Origin of the sequence: Coxiella endosymbiont of Amblyomma sculptum, assembly GCF_009883795.1 — a bacterium.
Classification (GTDB): Bacteria; Pseudomonadota; Gammaproteobacteria; order Coxiellales; family Coxiellaceae; genus Coxiella.
The window spans coordinates 13564-34948 of the sequence record NZ_CP033868.1 but is presented as its reverse complement, the minus strand read 5'-3'; the positions used below and the strand labels follow the sequence as shown (position 1 = coordinate 34948).

The following is a 21385-nucleotide window of genomic DNA, read 5'->3' as shown; positions in this document are numbered from 1 at the left end:
TCAAAACTCTGTGTTAAACTGAAAAATATTTCACCGGCCATAATCAATAAATTCTAACGAGGAAAATCAATGCACAAAGTTTGTTGGGATTGCAAGCCTGAATTTTTTTTAGATTTTTGATGGCGTACCCCCTCTTCTGCCGTAAAGCAAATCAAAACATCATAACAGAAACAGCTCATGTCTCTCAACTTAAGAACCGCATCATCAAAATCTTTCTCTTCTTTGAAGATTATAAAAGAATGTTTTCTTAACCGAAAAATCGATATTGAGAAGTGGTTTTATAGACAATGGCTGCAAACTCCGCCTCTCTTGTATACATCCATAGACATACGAAATTCAGGATTTAAATTGGCACCTGTGGATACTAATCTGTTTCCTTCTGGATTTAACAATTTACATCCAAGCTATATGTCTTTCTATACTAAAGCTATACAAAATACTATAGCGGAGATTTGCCCCGGAACTGCAGATTTTCTTATCATTCCAGAAAACCATTCCCGAAATATCTATTATTTTGAAAGTTTAGCGGTGTTTCTAGAAATTTTAAGGAATGCAAAATTTGAAATACGTGTCGGTACTTTTTCATTGAAAACAATTCAAATGGATCTGCCTTCAGGACGCAGACTTCGAATTGAACCTCTAGAACGAAAAGGAGATCGGATGGGAGTACGAGATTTTTTTCCGCGCTGCATCATTCTGAATAACGATTTGTCTGGTCATGTTCCTGATATTTTCCAAAATCTCAATCAGAAAATCATACCTACCCCATGTCTCGGTTGGGCGACTCGATTAAAATCAAAGCACTCCAAAATTTATAAGACTGTTTCTGAACAATTCGCATCTCTTATAAATATCGATCCGTGGCTAATCAGTGTTCTTTTTGATCAATGTTCTGAAATAAATTTCCTTAAAAAGGAAGGTGCGGAGTGTCTTGTCAGTCGATCTGAAAGTGTGCTGCAATCCGTTAAAGAAAAATACGTTCAATACAACATTACTGAAAATCCATTTCTAGTCGTTAAAGCGGATTCCGGTACTTATGGAATAGGAGTAATGATGATTCAAAATCCTAAGATTTTATACCATCTAAACCGCAAACAACGAACCCAAATGTCTGCTTCAAAAGGTGGGGTCCCTATCACTAAAGCGATTGTCCAGGAAGGCGTTTATTCTTTTGAAACAGCGGGAGAGAAAAACTCAGTAGCTGAACCTGTTGTTTATTTGTTTGGTCGTCATGTAATAGGAGGTTTTTACCGTATTCACGAAAATCGGGGAACTAATGAAAATTTGAACACTCCGGGGATGCGTTTTATCCCTATGAAATTTTGTACAGCTTCTTGCAGCACGAATCACTTTTACGTTTATAATGTAATTGCGCGATTGGCTGCATTAGCGGCGGCTCGTGAAGCGAATCGCAAATTTAATAAAGTAGAGTAAATCGCAATGAAAGTTGGTATTCTTATGGATCCCATTTCTGATATTTGTATCTATAAAGACACAAGCTTTGCAATGTTATTGGCGTTTCAAACGAGAAACTACGAGCTCTATTATATGCAGTCGTCTGGTATTTTTTTGCAGAATGGAACAGTATTTGCTTTTATGCAACGTCTTTGGGTGAAAGACAATGCTTCTTCTTGGTTTGAATTGAGTGATTTGCGTATTCAATCCTTGAATGATCTCGATATTTTTCTTATGCGAAAAAATCCACCATTCAATATGTCTTATATTTACTTAACTTATCTATTGGAAATAGCTGAAAAAAAAGGGCTATTGGTGGTAAATAAACCAAAAAGTTTACGTAACGCCAATGAAAAATTGTTTGCAAGTTGGTTTCCTCAATGTATACCAAGAACGTTGGTTACATCTCAAAAAAATTTATTACAAACATTTCTCCAAGAACACAAAAAAATTGTCATAAAGCCGCTTGGGTCTATGTCGGGACAGTCGATTTTTCGAATAACCACGCAGGATCCAAATACTATCGTTATCATTGATAACATGACAAATAATGGAAAACGTCTTGTTATGGCTCAACAATTTATTCCTTCTATTAAAGAAGGCGGGGACAAAAGAATTATTTTAATTGACGGTAAACCTGTCCCTTATGTTTTGGCACGTATCCCCGCAAAAGATGATTTTCGTGGAAATTTGGCAGCAAGAGCTAGAGGAGAGGGACGGGAATTAACCGATAGGGATCGATGGATTTGTCAACAAGTAGGCCCTACTTTAAGTCAAGCGGGGCTTTGGTTTGTTGGTCTTGATGTGATTGGGAATTATTTGACGGAAATTAACGTTACCAGTCCTACCGGAGTGCGTGAACTGGAATCTCAATTCGACATTAACATTATGGATTCTTTTATAGATTTTTTGGAAGAGAAATTGATTGTACGAACTATGTTTTCTACAAACATTTCCCAGAATGATTAACATTGCTATCGTCTGCTTAGACAAATCTCGTCAGAAATACGCAGAATCGCTTGCTACAGAATTAAAATTGTCACTGGTATCGTTTTCTAGTAATCATTGCCCTGTATTATTGGTTGTCACTCCTACTCGTCTTGAATTGCGTTTAACAGATTCCAAATCTTTTGTTGGTCCAGTGTATGTGGATTTTCTCAATGGAGTGTTAAGGCATCGGAGATTATTCGGTGGTGGTCGAAATCAATTAATCGCACGCGCTATTGGTCTAAAAACTCATTACAATCCGATTGTATTGGATTTGACAGCAGGACTAAGTCGAGATGCTTTTATACTAGCTGATCTTGGATGTAAAGTGACTATGCTTGAACGAAATCCAATTATCTCCACTTTACTAAAAGAAGGCTTATACAATGCAACGAAAACAGTCGAATGGTTTAGAACACTTCAACTAGAATTAATTGAATCGGAAGCACAAAATTATCTTTTAACGACGAAACGTTCTTACGAAGTTATTTATATAGATCCTATGTATCCGATTAGAAAAAAATCCGCTCTTTCCAAAAAAGAGATGCGCATCCTGCGATATATAGTTGGAAGGGACGAAGATTCACCTCGATTGCTAAAAATAGCTCTAAAGAAAGCAAAGCGGCGAGTAGTCGTTAAACGACCAAGCCTAGCGCCCAAATTGGCGAATTTAGAACCCACCTATTCTTATAAGGGTAGGAGCAGTCGGTTCGATATTTACCTGATTCGCTGATATAACAACTTTTTCAAGATTAAACACACTATTTCGAAATTTCGAAAAAATTCATATCGCAAAAGAAGATCCACAACCACAAGTCGATTTGGCATTTGGATTGCGAATTATAAATTGTGCCCCGCTAACATCTTCACGATAATCGATTTCGGCACCTTCAAGATACTGAAGACTTATAGGATCAATCAGTAGATTCACTAACTTTGTCTGCTGACAGAAACTATTCTCTCCATTCCCATTTTCTTCTTTGTTATTCCTTTCGTCGTTTTCTTTTCGTTCTTTTCGTTCTTCTTTTTTTTGTAATTGCTTTTGTAACTGAACTTTTTGTAATTCTTGCGAAGACTGCAAAATAATCTTCTTGATAACAAAATCGTCGGAATTTATAACTTCGTCAAAGACAAAGCTGTACCGAAAACCAGAACAACCACCGCCTGTAATAAAGACACGTAAGTTGAGATTGGGGTTTTTTTCTTCATCAATCAATTCCTGCGCCTTACGAGCTGCAGCGTCAGTAAAGAACAGAACGGATTGAGGCAACGTCCGCGCTAAATTATCCACAAATCCTCCTTCAATCGACTGTGTCAACAACACTGTATAGATACAGGTACAAAATAAATTTCAAACAACATTTTATGTTATATCATTTGTATTATTATATATTATGATATTATATCATCTCAAAGTCTGATTTTCCCGCACCGCACTCGGGACAAACCCAATTCTCAGATATATTTTCCCATTCCGTTCCGGGAGAAATTCCGTCCTCAGACCACCCTTTTTCTTCTTCGTAGACGAAACCACACAGCAAGCATACATATTTCTTCACAACGAACCCTCAAAGTCTTTCCTAATTTTAGAACTTTAAAGAATACAAAGACCAAACCAAAAAAACCACTGTCCCCTACTTCGTAGGATATCTCGAATGATCTTGATTTACAAATTTTTTGAACAATTAATATATTTTTTTGCATCCGTTGTAAAAATGAAAGCAGAGTAAATTGTATACGTGTATAGTAGTTCTGAAAAAATCAAGAGAAACGATATAGGGAGAAAAACTTCGTCGTATGAAAAAAACAAAGAGAAAGCAAGATTACAAAATTTATAGTTCTACTAATATTTATCTTATCGGTCCTATGGGATCTGGAAAAACTAGTATAGGAAAACAACTTTCCGATTTAACCAAAAAATTTTTTTACGATTCGGATGTTGAAATTGAAAAACACACAGGTATGAACATTCCAGAGATTTTTGAACGGGAAGGAGAAGATCGATTTCGCAAACAAGAAGTTGAGACGATTGTTTCATTATGTAAATTTAATAACATCATTCTATCTACAGGAGGTGGCTCTGTATTAGTCGATACCAACCGCCACCATCTATCCAAAAACGGTATCGTTGTCTATTTAATGATTACAGCGGAGATACAAATAAAACGTCTTTCTCTAGATAAGAACAATCGTCCTTTATTTACTCAATACAATTCGAAAGAGAAAATTCTGAAACTTAATAAAGAACGGGAATCTTTATACAAAAATACAGCAAATCTTACTTATTCGGTGGACAATAGCACAGGACCTCGACAAACAGCCATCCAAATTTTAATGGATATTAATAAAAAAATTCACAGATTCTGTGTATGAAGACTGACTGTATTTTTGTCAATACGAAAGAATCTTGTTATCCAATCTATATCGGAGTAAATCTTTTGAAAGATGAGATCCTTCTTCGACAATACATCAAAAATTGTCGGATAATGATCGTAACTAATGGTATTGTGGCACCGCTATACCTTACACCACTAAAAGTTGTTTTTCATGATCTCCAATGTGAACATTACTTATTGCCTGATGGAGAGCAATTCAAAAATATTAGATACTGGAAAAAGATCCTGAACATGTTGATAATAGGCAATTACCCCCGAGACTCTACTTTAATCGCCTTAGGCGGTGGCATTGTAGGCGATTTGACAGGATTTGTTGCAGCATGCTATCAGAGAGGAATAGATTTTGTTCAACTACCAACAACCCTTCTTGCTCAAGTTGATGCTTCTATTGGTGGGAAAACCGCTATAAATCATCCGTATGGAAAAAATCTTATTGGAACATTTCATCACCCTAAAGCGGTGGTTATCGATTTGCATACGTTGCATACTTTACCTTCACGAGAATTCAATTCTGGAATCTCCGAGATTGTCAAATCCGCTCTTATCTGCGATAAAGGATTTTTTATTGATCTTGAAAAAAATATTACCTACTTATTAAGACGAGATCTCAGTTACTTACAGATTGTTGTTAAACGCGCTTGTAAAATTAAAATCGATATTATAAATTCCGACGAAAAAGAGAAAACCGGTATACGCACTCTCCTAAATTTAGGCCATACTTTTGGCCATGCTATTGAACATCTCTTTGGTTATGGGTATTGGCTTCATGGAGAAGCTGTAGCACTCGGTTTGGTACTATCAGCCCAATTGTCCTGCTACTTAGGAATTATTGAATCTTATGAAGTAATGCGCATTTGTGAATTGTTACAACGAATTCCCCTGCCTACCCAATTACCTAAGGGGATTTTTCGATACTCCCTAGATTCTTTATTGATTTCTATGCGTAGGGACAAAAAAATGACAAAGTATCGAATACGTCTGGTATTATTAGAGCGTATTGGACATGCGATCATCTCGGATCAGATCGACGAAAATGTTTTAAGGGCATTTTTCATCAACCTATCCCGTACATAGTAAACGGATCGACATAAAATCTCCCATTCTAACTATTAAAGGTGAAAGAAATAAAGAAAAAGGTTAAAGTGAACAAATACGCAGTTATTGGAAATCCTATTGAACACAGTCTATCGCCTGCTATTTTTCAAGACTTTGGAAAACAGATCCAAAAGGCATTGCTCTATCTAAAAATAGAGGCATCTTCTAGCAATTTTGTGAGTGTTTTAAAAAGATTCCAAAAAAGAGGAGGTAGGGGAATGAACATTACTTCGCCTTTTAAACATGAAGCCTACAGAATTTCGAATAGATACAGCCAAGAAGCGAGAGAAGCACAAGCTGTAAGCGCTTTACGATTTCTCAATGATGGCACTACTTACGGTGCTAACTACGATGGCATAGGATTAGTGAAAGACTTGACGCGTAACCAAAGAATTTCCCTACTCGGAAAATCTATTCTGATTTTGGGAGCAGGAGGAGCTGCTCGTGGAATTCTAGGGCCTTTAGCAAACGCTAAACCAAAGAAAATTGTTATAGCAAATCGAACAGTTTCTAGAGCACGAAAGTTAGTATCTCATTTTCATCACTATCGTCTGCAAATCAGAATGCAGGGTATTGGTTTTAATGATTTAAAACCAATACCCTACGACATCATAATCCATGCCACCAGCTCAGGCCATCAAGGACAAGTTCTGCAATTGCCGACTGCTATTATTGGATCAAGGACTTTTTGTTACGATCTTTCCTATGGAAAAGCAGCCGCCCCATTTTTACAGTGGAGTGGTGCCCAAGGTGCTGAAAAATGCTGTGACGGTTTAGGTATGCTAATAGAACACAACGCTGCTCTTTTTCATTTATGGTTTGGAATTTACCCGGATACATCATCCGTACTGAAAAAACTAAAAAACTCAGATCTTTCGATATCAAAAATACTAAAAAACTAAACGAAAGTTGACCAAAATTAAAGAGAAAAAATCTAAACTAAACAAAATCAAACAAAACAAAGGGTTTGCTCTGCTTTTTTCTACAACTTCTCGTTTCTCGGTGTTTCCAACTTCTTTTCCTCGCCCTTTTCCTCCTTTTCCTCGTTCTGAATACGATAGTAGATTTCTTCTCGATGTACTGGAATATGCTTTGGTGCGTCAATACCGATTCGCACTTGATTACCTCTTACTTCTAAAACCGTTATGACAATCTTCTCATTGGAGAGATCAATGGCTGAAGTTGAATCCGAATGTTCTAGAGTTTTAGTTTTGGTCGTTTCAGTCTTGATCTTTTCATTATTACCAATGATCAATCGTTGGCCAAGCGTTCTCGTTAAGACTAACATGATAAGCTTCCTTTGTTTTTTTATCACCCCGTGTCAATGGCGATTTTATCAAATCTTTTCTATCCTCATTATTATTATTTAATATATTTATATCTAGTGATATATTTATATTTAGTATTTAATATTCTTACCTGAAAATTAGAAAATTCTAATTAATTCAAAACACATACTGTGTAAATAAAATAAAACTTCTGGGCAGCGAGCCATTATACTCAGGATAAAAAGAAGTGCAAGGAGTTTATTTTTTATTTAATTCTTCCCACTATCATTTCTTTCTTACAATCTTCTGTACACCAGAAGCAGTTCCTACAAGTAAAATGTCTGCAGGACGATGAGTAAAAAGTCCATTTCCGACGATACCGGGAATATTGTTTAGTGTTCTTTCTAGTTCTATTGGATTGAGAAAATTTAGATTGTAAACATCTAAAATAATATTGCCATTATCAGTAACAAATCCGTTCCGATAAACGGGGCTTCCTTGTAATTTTGCCACTTCGCGTGCAACAAAACTTCGAGCCATAGGAATAACTTCGATGGGTAAAGGAAATCTACCCAAAACATCAACTTTCTTATTTTCACTAACCATACAAACAAAATTATCAGCAATAGAAGCGATAATTTTTTCTCTCGTTAACGCACCACCACCACCTTTAATAAGATAGCAATGTTCATTGAATTCGTCTGCCCCATCTATATATATTTCTAGGCTCGGAACTGAATTGAGGTCAATTAAGGGAATTCCTCTCTTCTTGAGAGATTTTTCTGTAGTAACAGAACTGGCTATTGCGCCTTCAATATGTTGTTTCGTTTCAGCAAGCGCATTGACAAAACAATTTACAGTAGACCCAGTCCCAATACCAATAACATCAACATTTTTGATATACTGAATGGCTTCAAATGCCACCATCTCCTTGAGATTGTTTTCTAACATACGTTTATTTTTTTATTCATCTTAATCGGTGCGATACATTTTGATTCTGTAACTAAATATAAAGTATGCACTTGCTTATAATTCTACTTAATTTGGTCTCTTTATTTCAACGTATTTTCGTCCTGAATGTAGAAAATATACACAGTGCGACAATACAAACAAAAATACCACAGCTTTTTACACGTTTGTAGGTTTTCAGATTACCTTACCCTCCTTCTTTCTTGTAGCAAGATCTATAATTTACAGGAAGCATTTATTCATTGACGGCAAATACTACTTTTCGAAATAAACATTAATGTTCTTGATGATTATTTTATTCATGAATCTTGTATCTCTCTTGCTACAGAAAGGAAATACTGTACTCTCTACATATAAGATGTAAGATGTAATCTTTCTTTCGGATTCAACTCCCCTCTAAACCTCTGGTTTATAGCTTCCAATCTATTATAATACCGAGTCTTTTAGGTATTCTATTTACAATCTGTAAACTGTAAATGTACAAACTTATTAGAAATAAGATTTGATACCTTTTTGCTTTAGTAAAGACGAAATTCTCGGTTCTCTTCCGCGAAAAGCTTTAAACAAATGTATAGGTTCTTCAGAACCACCAGGTTCCAAGATGTGACTCAAAAATTTTTGAGCACTATGAAAATCGAATATTCCTCTTTTTTTAAAGAGAGAAAACGCATCAGCAGCCATCATTTCAGACCACTGGTAACTATAATACCCCGCTGCGTAATCGCCTGAAAAAATATGAGAAAAGCTATTTTGGAATCTATCAAATGTCTGTATAGGTACTACACAAGATTCTTTACGAACTTCATCAAGAATTTTTTGCACTTGATTTTTCACAGTAGGATCAAACTCAATATGCAACCGCATGTCGAACAAGGCAAATTCTAACTGACGCATCATTTTCATAGCTGCTTGAAAATTTTGAGATTTATGCATTTTTTGGAACAATATATCGGGTAAAGATTCGCCTGTTTTATAGTGTTTAGTGATCATACGTAGCGATTCTTTTTGCCAAGCCCAATTTTCTAAAAATTGACTCGCCAATTCTACTGCATCCCAAGGAATTCCATTTATTCCAGAAATTTCCGAATAATTGATTTTGGTAAGCATATGCTGAAGAGCGTGGCCAAATTCATGAAACAACGTTATAACCTCTTCATGGCTGAAAAGAGCAGAAATATTGTCCATAGACGGACGAAAATTGCAGACGACAAAAGCAACAGGCAGTTGAATATCTCCATCAGACAGTTGACGTCTTGTACAAGCATTGTCCATCCAAGCACCACTTCTCTTATTCGCACGAGTATACAAATCAAAATAAAGGTACGCGCACAATTGATTTTGTTCATCATACACTGAATAGCAGTGTACATCGGGATGCCAAATATCTACACCAACCATTGGTTTTACTGTAATTCGAAATAATCGATTTGCAATGTCGAATAACCCTTGAATAACCTGTTCTTCTGGAAAATACGGTCTTAAATCTTCTTGAGAAATGCTATACTTCTTCTGTCGTAGTTTCTCAGTTGCATATGCAATATCCCAAGGTTCTAATTTTTTGATATCCAATTCTTTTTTTGAAAATGCACAAAGGTCCGTAAATTCTTTTTTTGACGCAGGAATCACATATTTTATTAACTGACGTAAGAATTTACAGACTTCTTTTGGCTCCTTGATCATCTTTGTGGATAGAGAAAATTGAGCGTAATTTGCAAAATTTCGCAATTGTGCCAATTCCAAACGAGTTTTGAGAATTCTTTCTATAACAAGCGAATTATCCCATTTTCCGGCATTGGGTCCATGATCTGATGCTCGAGTAACATACGCTGTTAACATTTCTTTTCGTAAAGCTCGAGAATCAGCGTATGTTATAACAGACAAATAAGAAGGAATTTCTAAAGTAAATACCCAACTGTCTTTTAATTCTCGTTGTTTTGCCCTTTGACGAGAAAAACTCACCGCATGAGGAGGTATACCGAAAAGTTCATTTTCATCCGTAACGCATTTAAACCATCCTTGAGTAGCACTCAGTACATTTTCTTCAAATGCATCTTGATGTTGTAATAAAGTTTCGGACAACTGCAAAATACGGATTTTTTTTTTGTATGACAAATCAATCCCCGCCAATTTGAAATTACAAACTTTATTATTGACAATTCTGCGCCGAATTTTATCCAATTTTTGAAACTTTACTAATGATTGAATAGCCTGATAGATACCGTAGTGATAATCAATCTCAGTAAAATACTTCGACAATTTAGAAAGACACGCATGATAGATTTTATGTAAAACCGGAGAATGAACTACCGAATTTAAATGATTGATGGGTGCCCAATAGCGATATAGCCGATCATTAATATCTTCTAGAGGTTGCATTAAAGTGTTCCACGTATAATTTCTTTTTAGCGTTACAATACGATCAATCTTATTTCTATTATCATTCAGCAACTGATCCAAAGATGTTTCTACATCGCTAAGTACAATAGACCTGAATTGAGGTAAATTGCTGCTAATGTTCACCCGCACAGAAACCTAAAATAAATTTACTTTTTTAAACCAATCAATAACTGGAAATCCTAATACGAATTCAGAGGGATGTACAGAAAAAACGGTAAATACCAAAAATCTCTAGGAGCGCTTGGTGCATATGAATCATGTATTATTGTTATTCTTTGTATAATTAAAGATAAGGAGATAATTTTGTCTTTCGTTCAATCCCATCTTTCTTGCTACTCGTACGAAAAATTTATATACTCCCGAAGATTTTGATCGTTCTTTCTGCGGTGAGATTGTGTGTCGAAAACCTCTTCCTAGTAAAATGACGCGATTTTCTTGTACAGCTGTCTATCAGTTAGTTGGTCTACAGACTGTTGTTGTTGTAGTTGTTTTTTTAGGATGGTGGATTGTAGGGTTAATGAAAGGGATTTCCGTGCTTTTAGGAGGAATGGCTTATCTTCTGCCTGGTCTCTATTTTGCTCATCATCTGTTCGGAATCGTAAATTCTTCCAAAGCAGAAGGGAAACAGATCGTAATCGGATTCTATATAGGAGAATTAATCAAATTTGTGCTAAGCATCGTTCTAATAATTATAATTCTTCTGTGTATCCCAATTTCCGTAGTCCCATTTTCTATGGGATATGTGGCAGCTCAATTTGGACTTTGGCTTGCACCATTTATTATCAAAAATCGAGAGCGAAAGAGTATAGACTGAATTAATTAATTTTAATTTTTTTAATTTTTAATGATAAGAGCAATATGCAGACTAATTTGACATCGACTGAATATATTCAGCACCATATGATTCATTGGAGCGTAAATCTGCGTAACTTTACCTCTATAAACGAGGGGTTTTGGACAATTAATTTAGATACTCTGTTTGTATCTTTAATACTTGGTTTCTTATTTTTTATTTTCTTCTATACAATTGCTCGGCGTGCTACAACAAAGATTCCTGGAAAATGGCAAAATTTTATAGAAATGGCTATAGAATTAATTGATAAAATGGTTAAAGATTCTTTTCACGGTGATCGCAGCCTGATAGCACCTTTGTCGTTAACTGTTTTCATCTGGGTATTCTTGATGAACTTTATGGATCTTATACCTGTAGACTTGATACCAAGCCTACTAAATCTTGCCGACATAAGATATTTCAGACCGGTTCCTACAACGGATCCTTCTTTGACTTTTGCTATGTCGGTTACTGTTTTTATCCTGGTTATTTCTTATAACTTTAAAATGAAAAGTACTTTTGGTTTACTTAAGGAAGTTTTAAATCGACCATTTGGTTGGTACTTCCTACCTGTTAACATAATTTTTCGTTTGATTGATGAAGGAGTTAAACCCATTTCCTTAGCATTGCGGCTCTTTGGGAACCTTTTTTCAGGAGAATTAATTTTTGTACTAATTGCGTTGTTGCCTTGGTGGGGTCAGTTTGCGCTAGGAGTAATTTGGACATTATTTCACTTGTTGGTGATTACAGTTCAGTCGTTTATTTTTATGATGTTAACGATTGTATATATGAGTCTCGCAGCAGAATCACATTAATATGCAAAAAAGAAAGGGGGACAAAGTAGTGAATATTGCTCAATTAATTTCAAACATACAAGGATTTTCGGCAATTGCGGCAGGCCTATTTGTTGGTCTTGCTGCGATGGGAACCGCTATTGGATTCGGTATACTTGGAGGAAAGTTTCTAGAAGGTGTAGCTCGACAACCTGAATTGTCAACCATGTTGATGATTCGTATGTTCTTAATGGCGGGGTTAGTGGACGCGTTTGCTGCCATTTCACTAGTAATGGGTTTGATTTTGATTTTTGCTCGTAATCCATTTTTAAGCGCAGTGATGAAAGTCTTAGGTAAAGTTTCTGCAAACCAATAGTCTTTGGATTCATTTTTTACTTATACCAGTAGAAATAAAGAGGAGGTGATCCTGAGTGAATATCAATGTGTCGTTGGTTATTCAAATGTTGGTTTTTGTGGTTTTTATTATACTTACAATGAAATTTGTATGGCCACCGATTACCAAGATTCTTGAAGAACGTCAAAAAAATATTGCAGACGGATTAGCTGCTGCGGAAAAAGGTCATAGAGAACTTAGACTGGCAGAAAAAAAAGCGAAAGAATCTTTAACAAAAACTAGAGTACAAGCAACTAAAATACTCGAGCAAGCTACCCAACATGCAGACCGTATAATAATAGTTGCTAAAAATAAAGCGCGCGAAGAAAGAGAACGGATTTTACAGATAGCAAAGAATGATATTGCACAAGAATACAATGCAGCGAAAATTAAACTTCTTGAACAAGTATCTGCTATTGTAATAGAGAGTACCAAAAAGATATTACAACGAGAAATAAATGCGGAAATCAATAATGATTTACTCAACGAGATGACCAGAGAGATTTAAGAATGGCTCTATATTTAACACTTGCGAGACCATACGCTAGTGCGCTGTTTATGGTAGCTAAAGAGAGTAATCAATTATTCCTCTGGTTAAATATATTGAAAACTCTCACAGAATTCATTAAAAACAAATCAGTATTATCGTTAATTAACAATCCAAATGTTCCAAGAGAGAAAGTAAAAAACATATTGTTTGAATTGCTTTGCGAGAAAGAACCAGAAATTATTTGTGATGTACGAAAAAAATTAGGAAATTTTCTTCAATTGCTGCTAGACAGGAAAAAATTAATTGTTTCATCTGATATTGCTTTGCTCTACAAAAATCTACTAAACGATTCTCAGGGAGTATTAGAAGCTAAAGCTGTATCAGCTTTTCCTTTAAACAGTTTCCAGAAAAAACAAATTAAAAAAAAACTAGAAAAAAGATTCATAAGAAAGATTAAATTAAGAACCGCAATTGACAAATCCTTAATAGGAGGCTGTGTTATTTATATTAACAACTGGGTTATAGATGGCTCTGTTAGAGAAATACTAACTCGATTGGCAAAAAGTTTAAGAGGTAAAAACTTATGAAAAGTCAATTACGAGCAAATGAAATTAGTGATATTATCAAATCCCGCATTGAGACTCTTAACATTAGAGCCGAAGAACGTACAGAAGGGACTATTATTAATCTTAAGGACGGGATTGTCCAAATTTACGGACTATATGATGTCATGTTTGGGGAAGTGGTCGAATTTCCAGAGAACACTTTGGGTTTGACGTTTAATCTTGAACGAGATTCGGTCGATGCGGTTGTATTAGGTCCGTACAAACATTTAAAAGAAGGAATGACGGTACGTTGTACGGGACGAATTTTAGAAGTTTCTGTAGGAGAGGCCCTATTAGGGCGAGTGGTGAATGCACTCGGTAAACCCATTGATGGAAAAGGTCCTATCAATACCACTTTTACTTCTCCAATTGAGAAAATTGCACCTGGTGTCATTACTCGAAAATCCGTAAACACACCTCTACAAACCGGAATTAAAGCAATCGATGCAATGGTTCCTATTGGTCGAGGTCAGAGAGAATTAATCATTGGAGATCGACAAACCGGAAAAACTACTATCGCTATTGATACTATCATTAATCAAAAAAAAACTGGAGTGAAGTGTATTTACGTTGCTATCGGACAAAAACAATCTTCAGTTGCGTCTGTTGTACGTAAATTAGAAGAGTATGGAGTAATGCAAAGTACCATTGTTGTAAGCGCAAGTGCTTCAGAAGCGGCAGCCTTACAATATTTGGCACCTTACGCAGGGTGCTCAATGGGAGAGTATTTTAGAGATCGTGGACAAGATGCATTGATTATCTATGACGACTTAACCAAACAAGCATGGGCATATCGTCAAATGTCTCTTTTATTACGTCGCCCCCCTGGACGTGAGGCTTATCCCGGAGACATTTTTTATCTGCATTCCAGATTGTTAGAAAGAGCAGCTCATATCAATGAGTACTATGTAGAGCAACTTACAGAGGGACAAGTAACAGGAAAAACCGGTTCTCTCACAGCGCTACCGATTATTGAAACACAAGCAGGTGATATTTCTGCGTTCATTCCAACAAATGTGATATCAATTACAGATGGACAAATCTACTTGGATGTTAATCTATTCAACGCCGGTATTCGTCCTGCTATTAACGCCGGTTTATCCGTTTCTCGTGTAGGTGGTGCTGCACAAACTGAGATCATCAAAAAATTAATTGGTGGTTTACGAATTTCTCTGGCGAAGTATCGAGAATTAGAAGCTTTTTCTCAATTTGCGTCCGATTTGGATGAAACTACTCGTAGACAATTGATCCGTGGCCAACAGGTGATAGAAATGTTAAAGCAAGTTCCGTTTCATCCCTTAAGCGTCGCGGAAATGGCTGTTTTGTGGTATGTTGTAACTTCCAATTATTTGGATGGTGTTGATTTGAAAGCAATATCGGACTTAGAGAAATCTTTACTAGATTTCCTTCGCGACCAACACCAAGTTTTACTAAACGAAATTAATAAGAATCCAAATTACTCCGACCAAGTAATTACAAAAATTGCAACCGTTGTAGAGAAATTTAAGAAAATGCAAATTTCAAATATATAAAGATCAAACAAAATGTCACTCTCCGTAAGTTATGTCAAAAGAACGAGAAATAAGAAAAAAAATTGCCAGCATTAAGAATACTCAAAAAATTACAAAAGCTATGGAGCTTGTAGCAACGAGAAAAATGCGAACAGCACAAAATCGTATGATCATGTCCCGACCTTATAGCAGTAAAATTTACGAAGTCATTGGTCATATAGCCGCAAGCCATGCTGAATATACGCATCCTTATTTAGGACATCGTGAAACAATACAAAGCGTAGGTTACATTGTAGTAACTACCGATCGAGGATTGTGTGGTGGATTGAATATTAATTTGTTGCGGATGGCCACAGAAGCAATACATCAATGGAAAAAAAAAGATATCAAAATCGATTTGTATATTATTGGACGAAAAGGAGAAAGCTTTTTTCAACGCTGTAGAGGAGAATTTGTATCTGCACTAAGCTGTTTAGGAGATGATCCAGAAATACAAGATCTTATCAAATTGATAAAAGTGATGTTAGACCGATTTGATAAAAAGAAGATAGATGCTATTTACATCGCTTCCAATAGATTTGTAAATTCCTTAGTCCAAAAACCGTCTATCCGTCAATTGCTTCCTTGGAAGACTAAGAAGACAGATAAGAAATATTATTGGGACTACATTTACGAACCCGATACTTCAAAAGAGTTATTGGAGATGCTATTGGTTCGATATGTTGAATCACAAGTACATCAAGCCATCATTGAAAATATCGCTTGTGAACACAGCGCTCGAAGAACGGCTATGAAGAACGCAACTGATAACTCTGAACAATTAATTGATGAGTTGCAAATTATTTACAACAAAGCCCGGCAGTCTTGGATAACACAAGAAATTACAGAAATCGTTACAAGCACCGTTTCAACGTGAAATACAGAATAGGAATAGGAAAAAGAATAGGAAAATAAGATGAAAAACACAGGTTCTGTAATCAGAATTATTGGTTCTATAGTTGATGTAGAATTTTCGTGCAAAGACGTTCCCAAAATTTATAATGCTCTTAGAATCGAAGAAAACCAATTGGTATTAGAAGTACAACAACAGCTAGGAGATGGTGTGGTGCGCACTGTAGCTATGGGAATTACAGAAGGATTAAGACGAGGTGCTGTTGTAGTAAACACAGGAAAACCGATCGAAGTTTTTGTAGGAGAAAAAACCTTAGGACGAATTATGAACGTTTTGGGAGACCCAATTGACAAACTCGGACCTATTGAATCACAAGAACGATTGCCTATTCACCGTTCTGCCCCTTCTTTCATTGAGCAATCAAGTACTACAGAATTATTAGAAACTGGTATCAAAGTGATTGACCTTCTATGTCCATTTATGAAAGGAGGTAAGATAGGCCTCTTTGGCAGCGCAGGTGTAGGAAAGACTGTGAATATGATGGAATTAATCCGTAATATTGCTATTGAACACAATGGTTTTTCTGTTTTTTCTGGAGTAGGAGAAAGAACACGAGAAGGGAACGATTTCTACTATGAAATGAAATCGTCTAAAGTTTTAAATAAGGTAGCTTTAGTATATGGACAAATGAATGAACCTCCGGGTAGCCGATTGCGTGTCGGTTTGACTGGTCTTACTTTAGCAGAAGCTTTTCGAGAAAAAGGACGAGACGTATTATTTTTTATAGACAATATTTTTCGATACACATTAGCGGGTATGGAAATTTCCGCTCTTCTTGGCCGTATGCCATCCGCGGTCGGTTACCAACCGACCTTAGCCGAAGAAATGGGTATTCTTCAAGAACGAATCACTTCTACCAAAACAGGATCTATCACCTCTGTACAAGCAGTGTACGTGCCTGCTGATGATTTGACAGATCCTTCTCCGGCTACCACTTTTGCTCATTTAGATGCTACAGTAGTACTTTCCCGTCGTGTAGCCGAACGAGGCATTTATCCAGCAGTTGATCCGCTTGATTCTACTAGCCGTCAGCTCGATCCACTAATCATTAGTAAAGAACACTATCAAGTTGCACGAAACGTTCAAGAAATACTTCAGAAATACGAAGAATTAAAGGATATTATAGCTATTTTAGGAATGGACGAACTTTCTGAAAAAGACAAGCTGTCTGTTCGTAGAGCCCGTAAAATTCAACAATTTCTATCTCAACCTTTTTTTGTTGCTGAAGCATTTACAGGAATTTCTGGAAGGTATGTGGCATTACAGGACACTATTTTCGGATTCAAAAGTATCCTCGATGGAGAATACGATGCTTTTCCAGAACAATCCTTTTATATGGTAGGAACTATAGAGGATGTGATTGCAAAAGCAAAGTCTTTATAAAAACAATTTTCCGTACGAATCAATTAGAAATAGCTGTCGCAAAGAGACTGAAGAAAGAATGATCAAAATCATGCAATTAGAGGTAGTATCGATCAAAGAAGAAATGTTCAGTGGAAAAATTAGAAAAGTCATCGTTTCCGGTAGTATGGGGGAATTGGGTATCTATCCGGGGCACTGTCAACTTTTAACTTTTTTGAAACCTGGACAAATCGTTGCATCACTAGAAGATAATAAAAAAGAAATATTTTATATATCTGGAGGAATATTAGAAGTCCAACCTAAAATTGCAACCATTTTAGCAGATACGGCTTTTCGAGCTTTTGATTTAGATGAATCTGTGGCAATTTCTGTTAAAAAGAAAGTAGAACAGAGATTACGCGAACAACAGTCAGAAATTGAATATTCGCGTGCAATTGTAGAACTGGCAGAAATTTCTGCTCAGTTGCGAGCTATTCAAATGATTCGTAAATACAAAAGAAATTAAAAAAGACAATCATGGGATTAAGCATCGTAATCTTAGCAGCAGGTAAAAGCAAACGAATGGTTTCAAACATTCCTAAGGTATTACATCGTTTAGGCGGTATCTCTCTTTTAGAACGTGTGGTAAGAACAGCAAAGACTTTGCATGCTGATAAAATTCATGTTGTTTATAGTAATGAAAACGGATATCAGATTCGGGAAAAGTTAAATTACTTGCCCGTAAGTTGGATCGAACAAAAAGAACAATTAGGAACAGGACACGCTCTGTTACAAGCTATCCCTTTTTGTCGGAAAGGAAATCGCATTCTCGTTTTGTATGGAGACGTTCCGCTCGTTTCTTCTCAAACACTCTCCGGATTACTACAAAGCACACCACTTGATGGATTAGGATTAGTCGTTTCTGCGTTATCGCATCCTCATGATTTTGGACGAATTATTCGAGATACAATCGGAAACGTCATTAGTGTCGTTGAATATAAAGACGCAAATGACCAACAAAGAAAAATATGCGAAATTAATACTGGTATCTTGACTGCTTCACAAAAGAATTTAAGAAATTGGTTGTCTTGTTTGACCAATAATAATTGTCAAGAAGAGTATTACCTCACTGATATAGTGGCTATAGCAGCCGCTACAGGGTGTGTTGTAAAAGACATCTATCCTTATTCTTCTCATGAAGAAGTACAAGGTGTCAACGATCGTTGGGAATTAGTACGTTTAGAACGTTATTATCAACGCATAATGGCCCAAAAATTGGTCTTTTCCGGAGCAACGATCGCCGATTTGAATCGAATTGATGTTCGAGGAGAGAATGTTCGCGTCAGTCGCGATGTTTTTATTGACATTAACGTAATTTTGGAAGGAAAAATTCGATTAGGAACTAATGTTAGAATTGGACCTAATGTTGTTTTAAAAAATGTTACAATTGGAAATAACACAGAAATTTATGCAAACAGTATTATTGAAGGTGCGTATGTTGCAGATCACTGTAGTGTCGGTCCGTTTGCCCGCATTCGACCTTACAGTCTTTTAGAAAAAAGATCCAGAGTAGGAAATTTTGTAGAAATTAAAAAAACAGTTTTAGGTTCTAAAAGCAAAGTTAATCACTTAGCTTATATTGGTGATGCTTCCGTTGGGAAAAGTGTCAATATTGGTGCTGGAACAATCACTTGCAATTTCGATGGAATAAACAAATGGGAAACAAAAATTGAAGATGGAGCTTTCATTGGATCTAATACTTCTTTAGTTGCTCCGTTAATTGTAGGAGAAGGATCTACAATTGGAGCTGGTTCTACAATTACTCAGGATGTTCCGTCCCATCAATTAATTTTAGCTCGAGAACGACAACGTACCATTAGAGGTTGGCTTCGTCCAAAAAAGAAATTACAAAAAAATATTTCATCAGTTCGTATTGCCAAAAACTGCAGTTAGTTCTATTACGGCAATTATTATTTAAGTTTTAAAAACTAATAATTAAATAATAAAAAGACATTATAAGATTTCTATTCTTTTCAAATGCAAAAGTAACAAAGAAATTGCCACCGGCGTAATACCAGAAATTTGTTTAGCTTGTGCTATTGTAGAGGGTCTTTGTTCTATAAATTTTTGTCGTGCTTCATTAGATAAGCCGAAAATTTTCTGGTAGTCTGTAGATTTCGGAATTGGTATCGATTCGTATCTTTTTTGGTGATTGATTTCCTCTATTTGACGGAATAGATATCCCTCATATTTTGCTTGAATCTCAATTTGTTCGGAAACCGAATCATCTAAAACTCCTGGACCCAAATTTTCGATCCTCATTAATTGAGAATAGGTAATCTTCGGACGACGCAAAAGATCTAACAAACAACATTCTCGCTCCAACGTTTGTCGAAAACATTCTTCAATATTTCGTGCGACGATTGTATTTGGTCTGATCCAATATTTTTTTAGTCTCGCTTTCTCATTTTCAATCATTTCTCTTTTAGAAGAAAAAAATTCCCAACGGGTGTTGTCTACGCATCCTAATTCTCGCCCTTTTTCGGTCAATCGTAGATCAGCATTATCTTGTCGTAACAGTAATCGATACTCTGAACGGCTTGTAAACATACGATATGGTTCTTTAGTACCTCGAGTGACAAGATCATCAATTAGAACTCCGATATATGCTTCATTGCGCTTAGGTGTCCACGACTCGTGGTCTTGAATTCGCAAGGCAGCGTTGATTCCAGCAATAATACCTTGTGCTGCCGCTTCTTCATATCCGGTAGTACCATTTATCTGTCCTGCAAAATAGAGACCGGACAGATGTTTTGATTCTAGCGATCGTTTCAGTCCACGAGGATCAAAATAGTCATATTCTATAGCATACCCAGGACGGGTAATATGACATTTTTCCAACCCTTGTATACTATGGACAAAATCCGATTGAATCTTAAAATCAAGACTCGTAGAAATCCCGTTAGGATAAATTTCAGAAGTATCTAATCCTTCCGGTTCTAAAAAAACTTGATGCGAAAACCGATCTTGAAAAGAAACTACTTTATCTTCAATAGACGGACAATATCGTGGTCCTTTTCCTTGAATAACTCCCAAGAACATAGGTGAAGTATTTAGTCCTGAACGAATAATATTGTGAGTCTTTTCATTAGTATGCGTAATAAAACAAGAAACCTGTCTAGGATGGTCACCAATTTTTCCACAATAGGACATTATCGGCATAGGACGGTCTCCAACTTGTTCTTTGAGTTGAGAATAATCAACGGTTCGTCCATCAATTCTTGGAGGCGTCCCAGTCTTAAGTCGTTCTACTGCAAAAGACATATCTCGCAATCTTCCAGAAAGAGCAATTGAAGGAGGATCACCCATACGACCCCCCCTGTGATTTTTCATGCCGATATGGATTCTACCGTCTAAAAAGGTTCCTACTGTCAGTATAACAGTAGGAGCATAGAAACACAGACCTATTTGAGTAACAACGCCGTTTATTTGATGACAACGTTCAATCAAATCAACCACTGTTTGTTGAAATAACCAAAGGTTTGGTTGACGCTCTAGTGCTCTACGAACAACTGTTTTATAGAGAACACGATCAATTTGAGCTCTAGTTGCGCGAACAGCTGGACCTTTACTTGAGTTAAGAGTATGAAAATGAATACCAGCTTGATCGGTCGCATAGGCCATAATTCCGCCTAAAGCGTCAATTTCCTTAACCAACTGAGTTTTACCAATTCCTCCAATCGCAGGGTTGCAAGACATATGACCAAGAGTTTCAATGTTGTGAGTAAGCAGTAAAGTTCGAACGCCCATACGCGAAGCTGCTAGAGCTGCTTCAGTACCAGCATGCCCTCCTCCCACTACAATTACTTCGAATTTTTGCACAACACAACACTCCTTTCATTCGAAAGGTTTTAGCACGG

The 21385-nt window shown here is 36.3% G+C and carries 22 protein-coding genes; 16 read left to right on the top strand and 6 right to left on the bottom strand.

What is annotated here, in order from left to right; genetic code table 11:
- Nucleotides 1-177 precede the first annotated feature (177 nt).
- From gshA to EGQ50_RS00155, 3 genes are read left to right on the top strand one after another with little or no spacing between them, the layout of a single operon-like run.
- The gene (gene gshA, locus EGQ50_RS00165; RefSeq protein WP_159747529.1) at nt 178-1434 is read left to right on the top strand and encodes a glutamate--cysteine ligase; all 1257 of its coding nucleotides are present in this window, start codon (nt 178-180) and stop codon (nt 1432-1434) included.
- 6 nt (nt 1435-1440) lie between these two features.
- A complete protein-coding gene (gene gshB, locus EGQ50_RS00160) occupies nt 1441-2424 on the top strand; it encodes a glutathione synthase (RefSeq protein ID WP_439952610.1) in 984 nt (327 codons plus the stop codon).
- The gene (locus EGQ50_RS00155; RefSeq protein ID WP_159747527.1) at nt 2417-3175 is read left to right on the top strand and encodes a class I SAM-dependent methyltransferase; all 759 of its coding nucleotides are present in this window, start codon (nt 2417-2419) and stop codon (nt 3173-3175) included. The genes gshB and EGQ50_RS00155 overlap by 8 nt, the downstream gene beginning before the upstream one ends.
- Nucleotides 3176-3226: 51 nt before the next feature.
- On the opposite strand, the gene EGQ50_RS02950 is transcribed toward EGQ50_RS00155, so the two are convergent.
- Nucleotides 3227-3733, bottom strand: coding sequence for an iron-sulfur cluster insertion protein ErpA (locus EGQ50_RS02950; RefSeq protein ID WP_218939761.1), 507 nt, complete (start codon nt 3731-3733; stop codon nt 3227-3229).
- A gap of 109 nt (nt 3734-3842) precedes the next feature.
- Nucleotides 3843-4001, bottom strand: a complete 159-nt coding sequence (locus EGQ50_RS00145; protein ID WP_159747525.1) for a rubredoxin — start codon at nt 3999-4001, stop codon at nt 3843-3845.
- A 238-nt stretch (nt 4002-4239) separates the two neighbouring features.
- Between EGQ50_RS00145 and EGQ50_RS00140 the strand changes: the two genes are divergently transcribed.
- The 3 genes from EGQ50_RS00140 to aroE all read left to right on the top strand — a co-directional run bounded on the left by EGQ50_RS00140 (nt 4240) and on the right by aroE (nt 6835).
- Entirely contained in the window at nt 4240-4815 is a 576-nt protein-coding gene (locus EGQ50_RS00140; RefSeq protein ID WP_159747523.1) for a shikimate kinase, read from the top strand.
- The gene (gene aroB / locus EGQ50_RS00135) at nt 4812-5912 is read left to right on the top strand and encodes a 3-dehydroquinate synthase (RefSeq protein ID WP_159747521.1); all 1101 of its coding nucleotides are present in this window, start codon (nt 4812-4814) and stop codon (nt 5910-5912) included. Before EGQ50_RS00140 ends, aroB begins: the two co-directional genes overlap by 4 nt.
- A gap of 68 nt (nt 5913-5980) precedes the next feature.
- Entirely contained in the window at nt 5981-6835 is an 855-nt protein-coding gene (gene aroE / locus EGQ50_RS00130) for a shikimate dehydrogenase (RefSeq protein ID WP_159747519.1), read from the top strand.
- 80 nt (nt 6836-6915) lie between these two features.
- Here aroE and EGQ50_RS02965 read toward each other — a convergent pair whose 3' ends face one another.
- From EGQ50_RS02965 to EGQ50_RS00115, 3 genes are all read right to left on the bottom strand, one after another.
- Entirely contained in the window at nt 6916-7221 is a 306-nt protein-coding gene (locus EGQ50_RS02965) for a carbon storage regulator (RefSeq protein ID WP_159747517.1), read from the bottom strand.
- Between the two features lie 265 nt (nt 7222-7486).
- The gene (gene rpiA, locus EGQ50_RS00120) at nt 7487-8152 is read right to left on the bottom strand and encodes a ribose-5-phosphate isomerase RpiA (protein WP_159747515.1); all 666 of its coding nucleotides are present in this window, start codon (nt 8150-8152) and stop codon (nt 7487-7489) included.
- Between the two features lie 507 nt (nt 8153-8659).
- On the bottom strand, nt 8660-10696 hold the full coding sequence (locus tag EGQ50_RS00115; protein ID WP_159747513.1) for a M3 family metallopeptidase: 2037 nt from the start codon (nt 10694-10696) through the stop codon (nt 8660-8662).
- A gap of 265 nt (nt 10697-10961) precedes the next feature.
- Here EGQ50_RS00115 and EGQ50_RS00110 point away from each other — a divergent pair, with 265 nt between their 5' ends.
- The 10 genes from EGQ50_RS00110 to glmU are packed head-to-tail and all read left to right on the top strand — an operon-like array spanning nt 10962 to nt 19418.
- Nucleotides 10962-11381 carry an ATP synthase subunit I gene (locus EGQ50_RS00110; RefSeq protein WP_159747511.1) on the top strand — a complete coding sequence of 140 codons (420 nt, stop codon included), beginning with the start codon at nt 10962-10964 and terminating at the stop codon, nt 11379-11381.
- Nucleotides 11382-11425: 44 nt separating this feature from the next.
- The gene (atpB, locus tag EGQ50_RS00105) at nt 11426-12214 is read left to right on the top strand and encodes a F0F1 ATP synthase subunit A (RefSeq protein WP_159747509.1); all 789 of its coding nucleotides are present in this window, start codon (nt 11426-11428) and stop codon (nt 12212-12214) included.
- 28 nt (nt 12215-12242) lie between these two features.
- Nucleotides 12243-12548, top strand: a complete 306-nt coding sequence (gene atpE, locus EGQ50_RS00100) for a F0F1 ATP synthase subunit C (RefSeq protein ID WP_159748386.1) — start codon at nt 12243-12245, stop codon at nt 12546-12548.
- A gap of 55 nt (nt 12549-12603) precedes the next feature.
- On the top strand, nt 12604-13074 hold the full coding sequence (locus EGQ50_RS00095) for a F0F1 ATP synthase subunit B (protein ID WP_159747507.1): 471 nt from the start codon (nt 12604-12606) through the stop codon (nt 13072-13074).
- A 2-nt stretch (nt 13075-13076) separates the two neighbouring features.
- Nucleotides 13077-13643 (top strand): F0F1 ATP synthase subunit delta, encoded by a 567-nt coding sequence (locus tag EGQ50_RS00090; protein WP_159747505.1) that lies wholly within the window; start codon nt 13077-13079, stop codon nt 13641-13643.
- Entirely contained in the window at nt 13640-15193 is a 1554-nt protein-coding gene (gene atpA / locus EGQ50_RS00085) for a F0F1 ATP synthase subunit alpha (protein WP_159747503.1), read from the top strand. The genes EGQ50_RS00090 and atpA overlap by 4 nt, the downstream gene beginning before the upstream one ends.
- 31 nt (nt 15194-15224) lie before the next feature.
- Nucleotides 15225-16088, top strand: coding sequence for a F0F1 ATP synthase subunit gamma (gene atpG, locus EGQ50_RS00080; RefSeq protein ID WP_159747501.1), 864 nt, complete (start codon nt 15225-15227; stop codon nt 16086-16088).
- A gap of 39 nt (nt 16089-16127) precedes the next feature.
- Nucleotides 16128-17507 (top strand): F0F1 ATP synthase subunit beta, encoded by a 1380-nt coding sequence (atpD, locus tag EGQ50_RS00075; RefSeq protein ID WP_159747499.1) that lies wholly within the window; start codon nt 16128-16130, stop codon nt 17505-17507.
- Nucleotides 17508-17565: 58 nt separating this feature from the next.
- On the top strand, nt 17566-17991 hold the full coding sequence (locus EGQ50_RS00070; protein WP_159747497.1) for a F0F1 ATP synthase subunit epsilon: 426 nt from the start codon (nt 17566-17568) through the stop codon (nt 17989-17991).
- 11 nt (nt 17992-18002) lie between these two features.
- A complete protein-coding gene (gene glmU / locus EGQ50_RS00065) occupies nt 18003-19418 on the top strand; it encodes a bifunctional UDP-N-acetylglucosamine diphosphorylase/glucosamine-1-phosphate N-acetyltransferase GlmU (protein WP_159747495.1) in 1416 nt (471 codons plus the stop codon).
- 60 nt (nt 19419-19478) lie between these two features.
- Here glmU and mnmG read toward each other — a convergent pair whose 3' ends face one another.
- Entirely contained in the window at nt 19479-21347 is a 1869-nt protein-coding gene (gene mnmG, locus EGQ50_RS00060; RefSeq protein WP_159747493.1) for a tRNA uridine-5-carboxymethylaminomethyl(34) synthesis enzyme MnmG, read from the bottom strand.
- Nucleotides 21348-21385 lie beyond the last annotated feature (38 nt).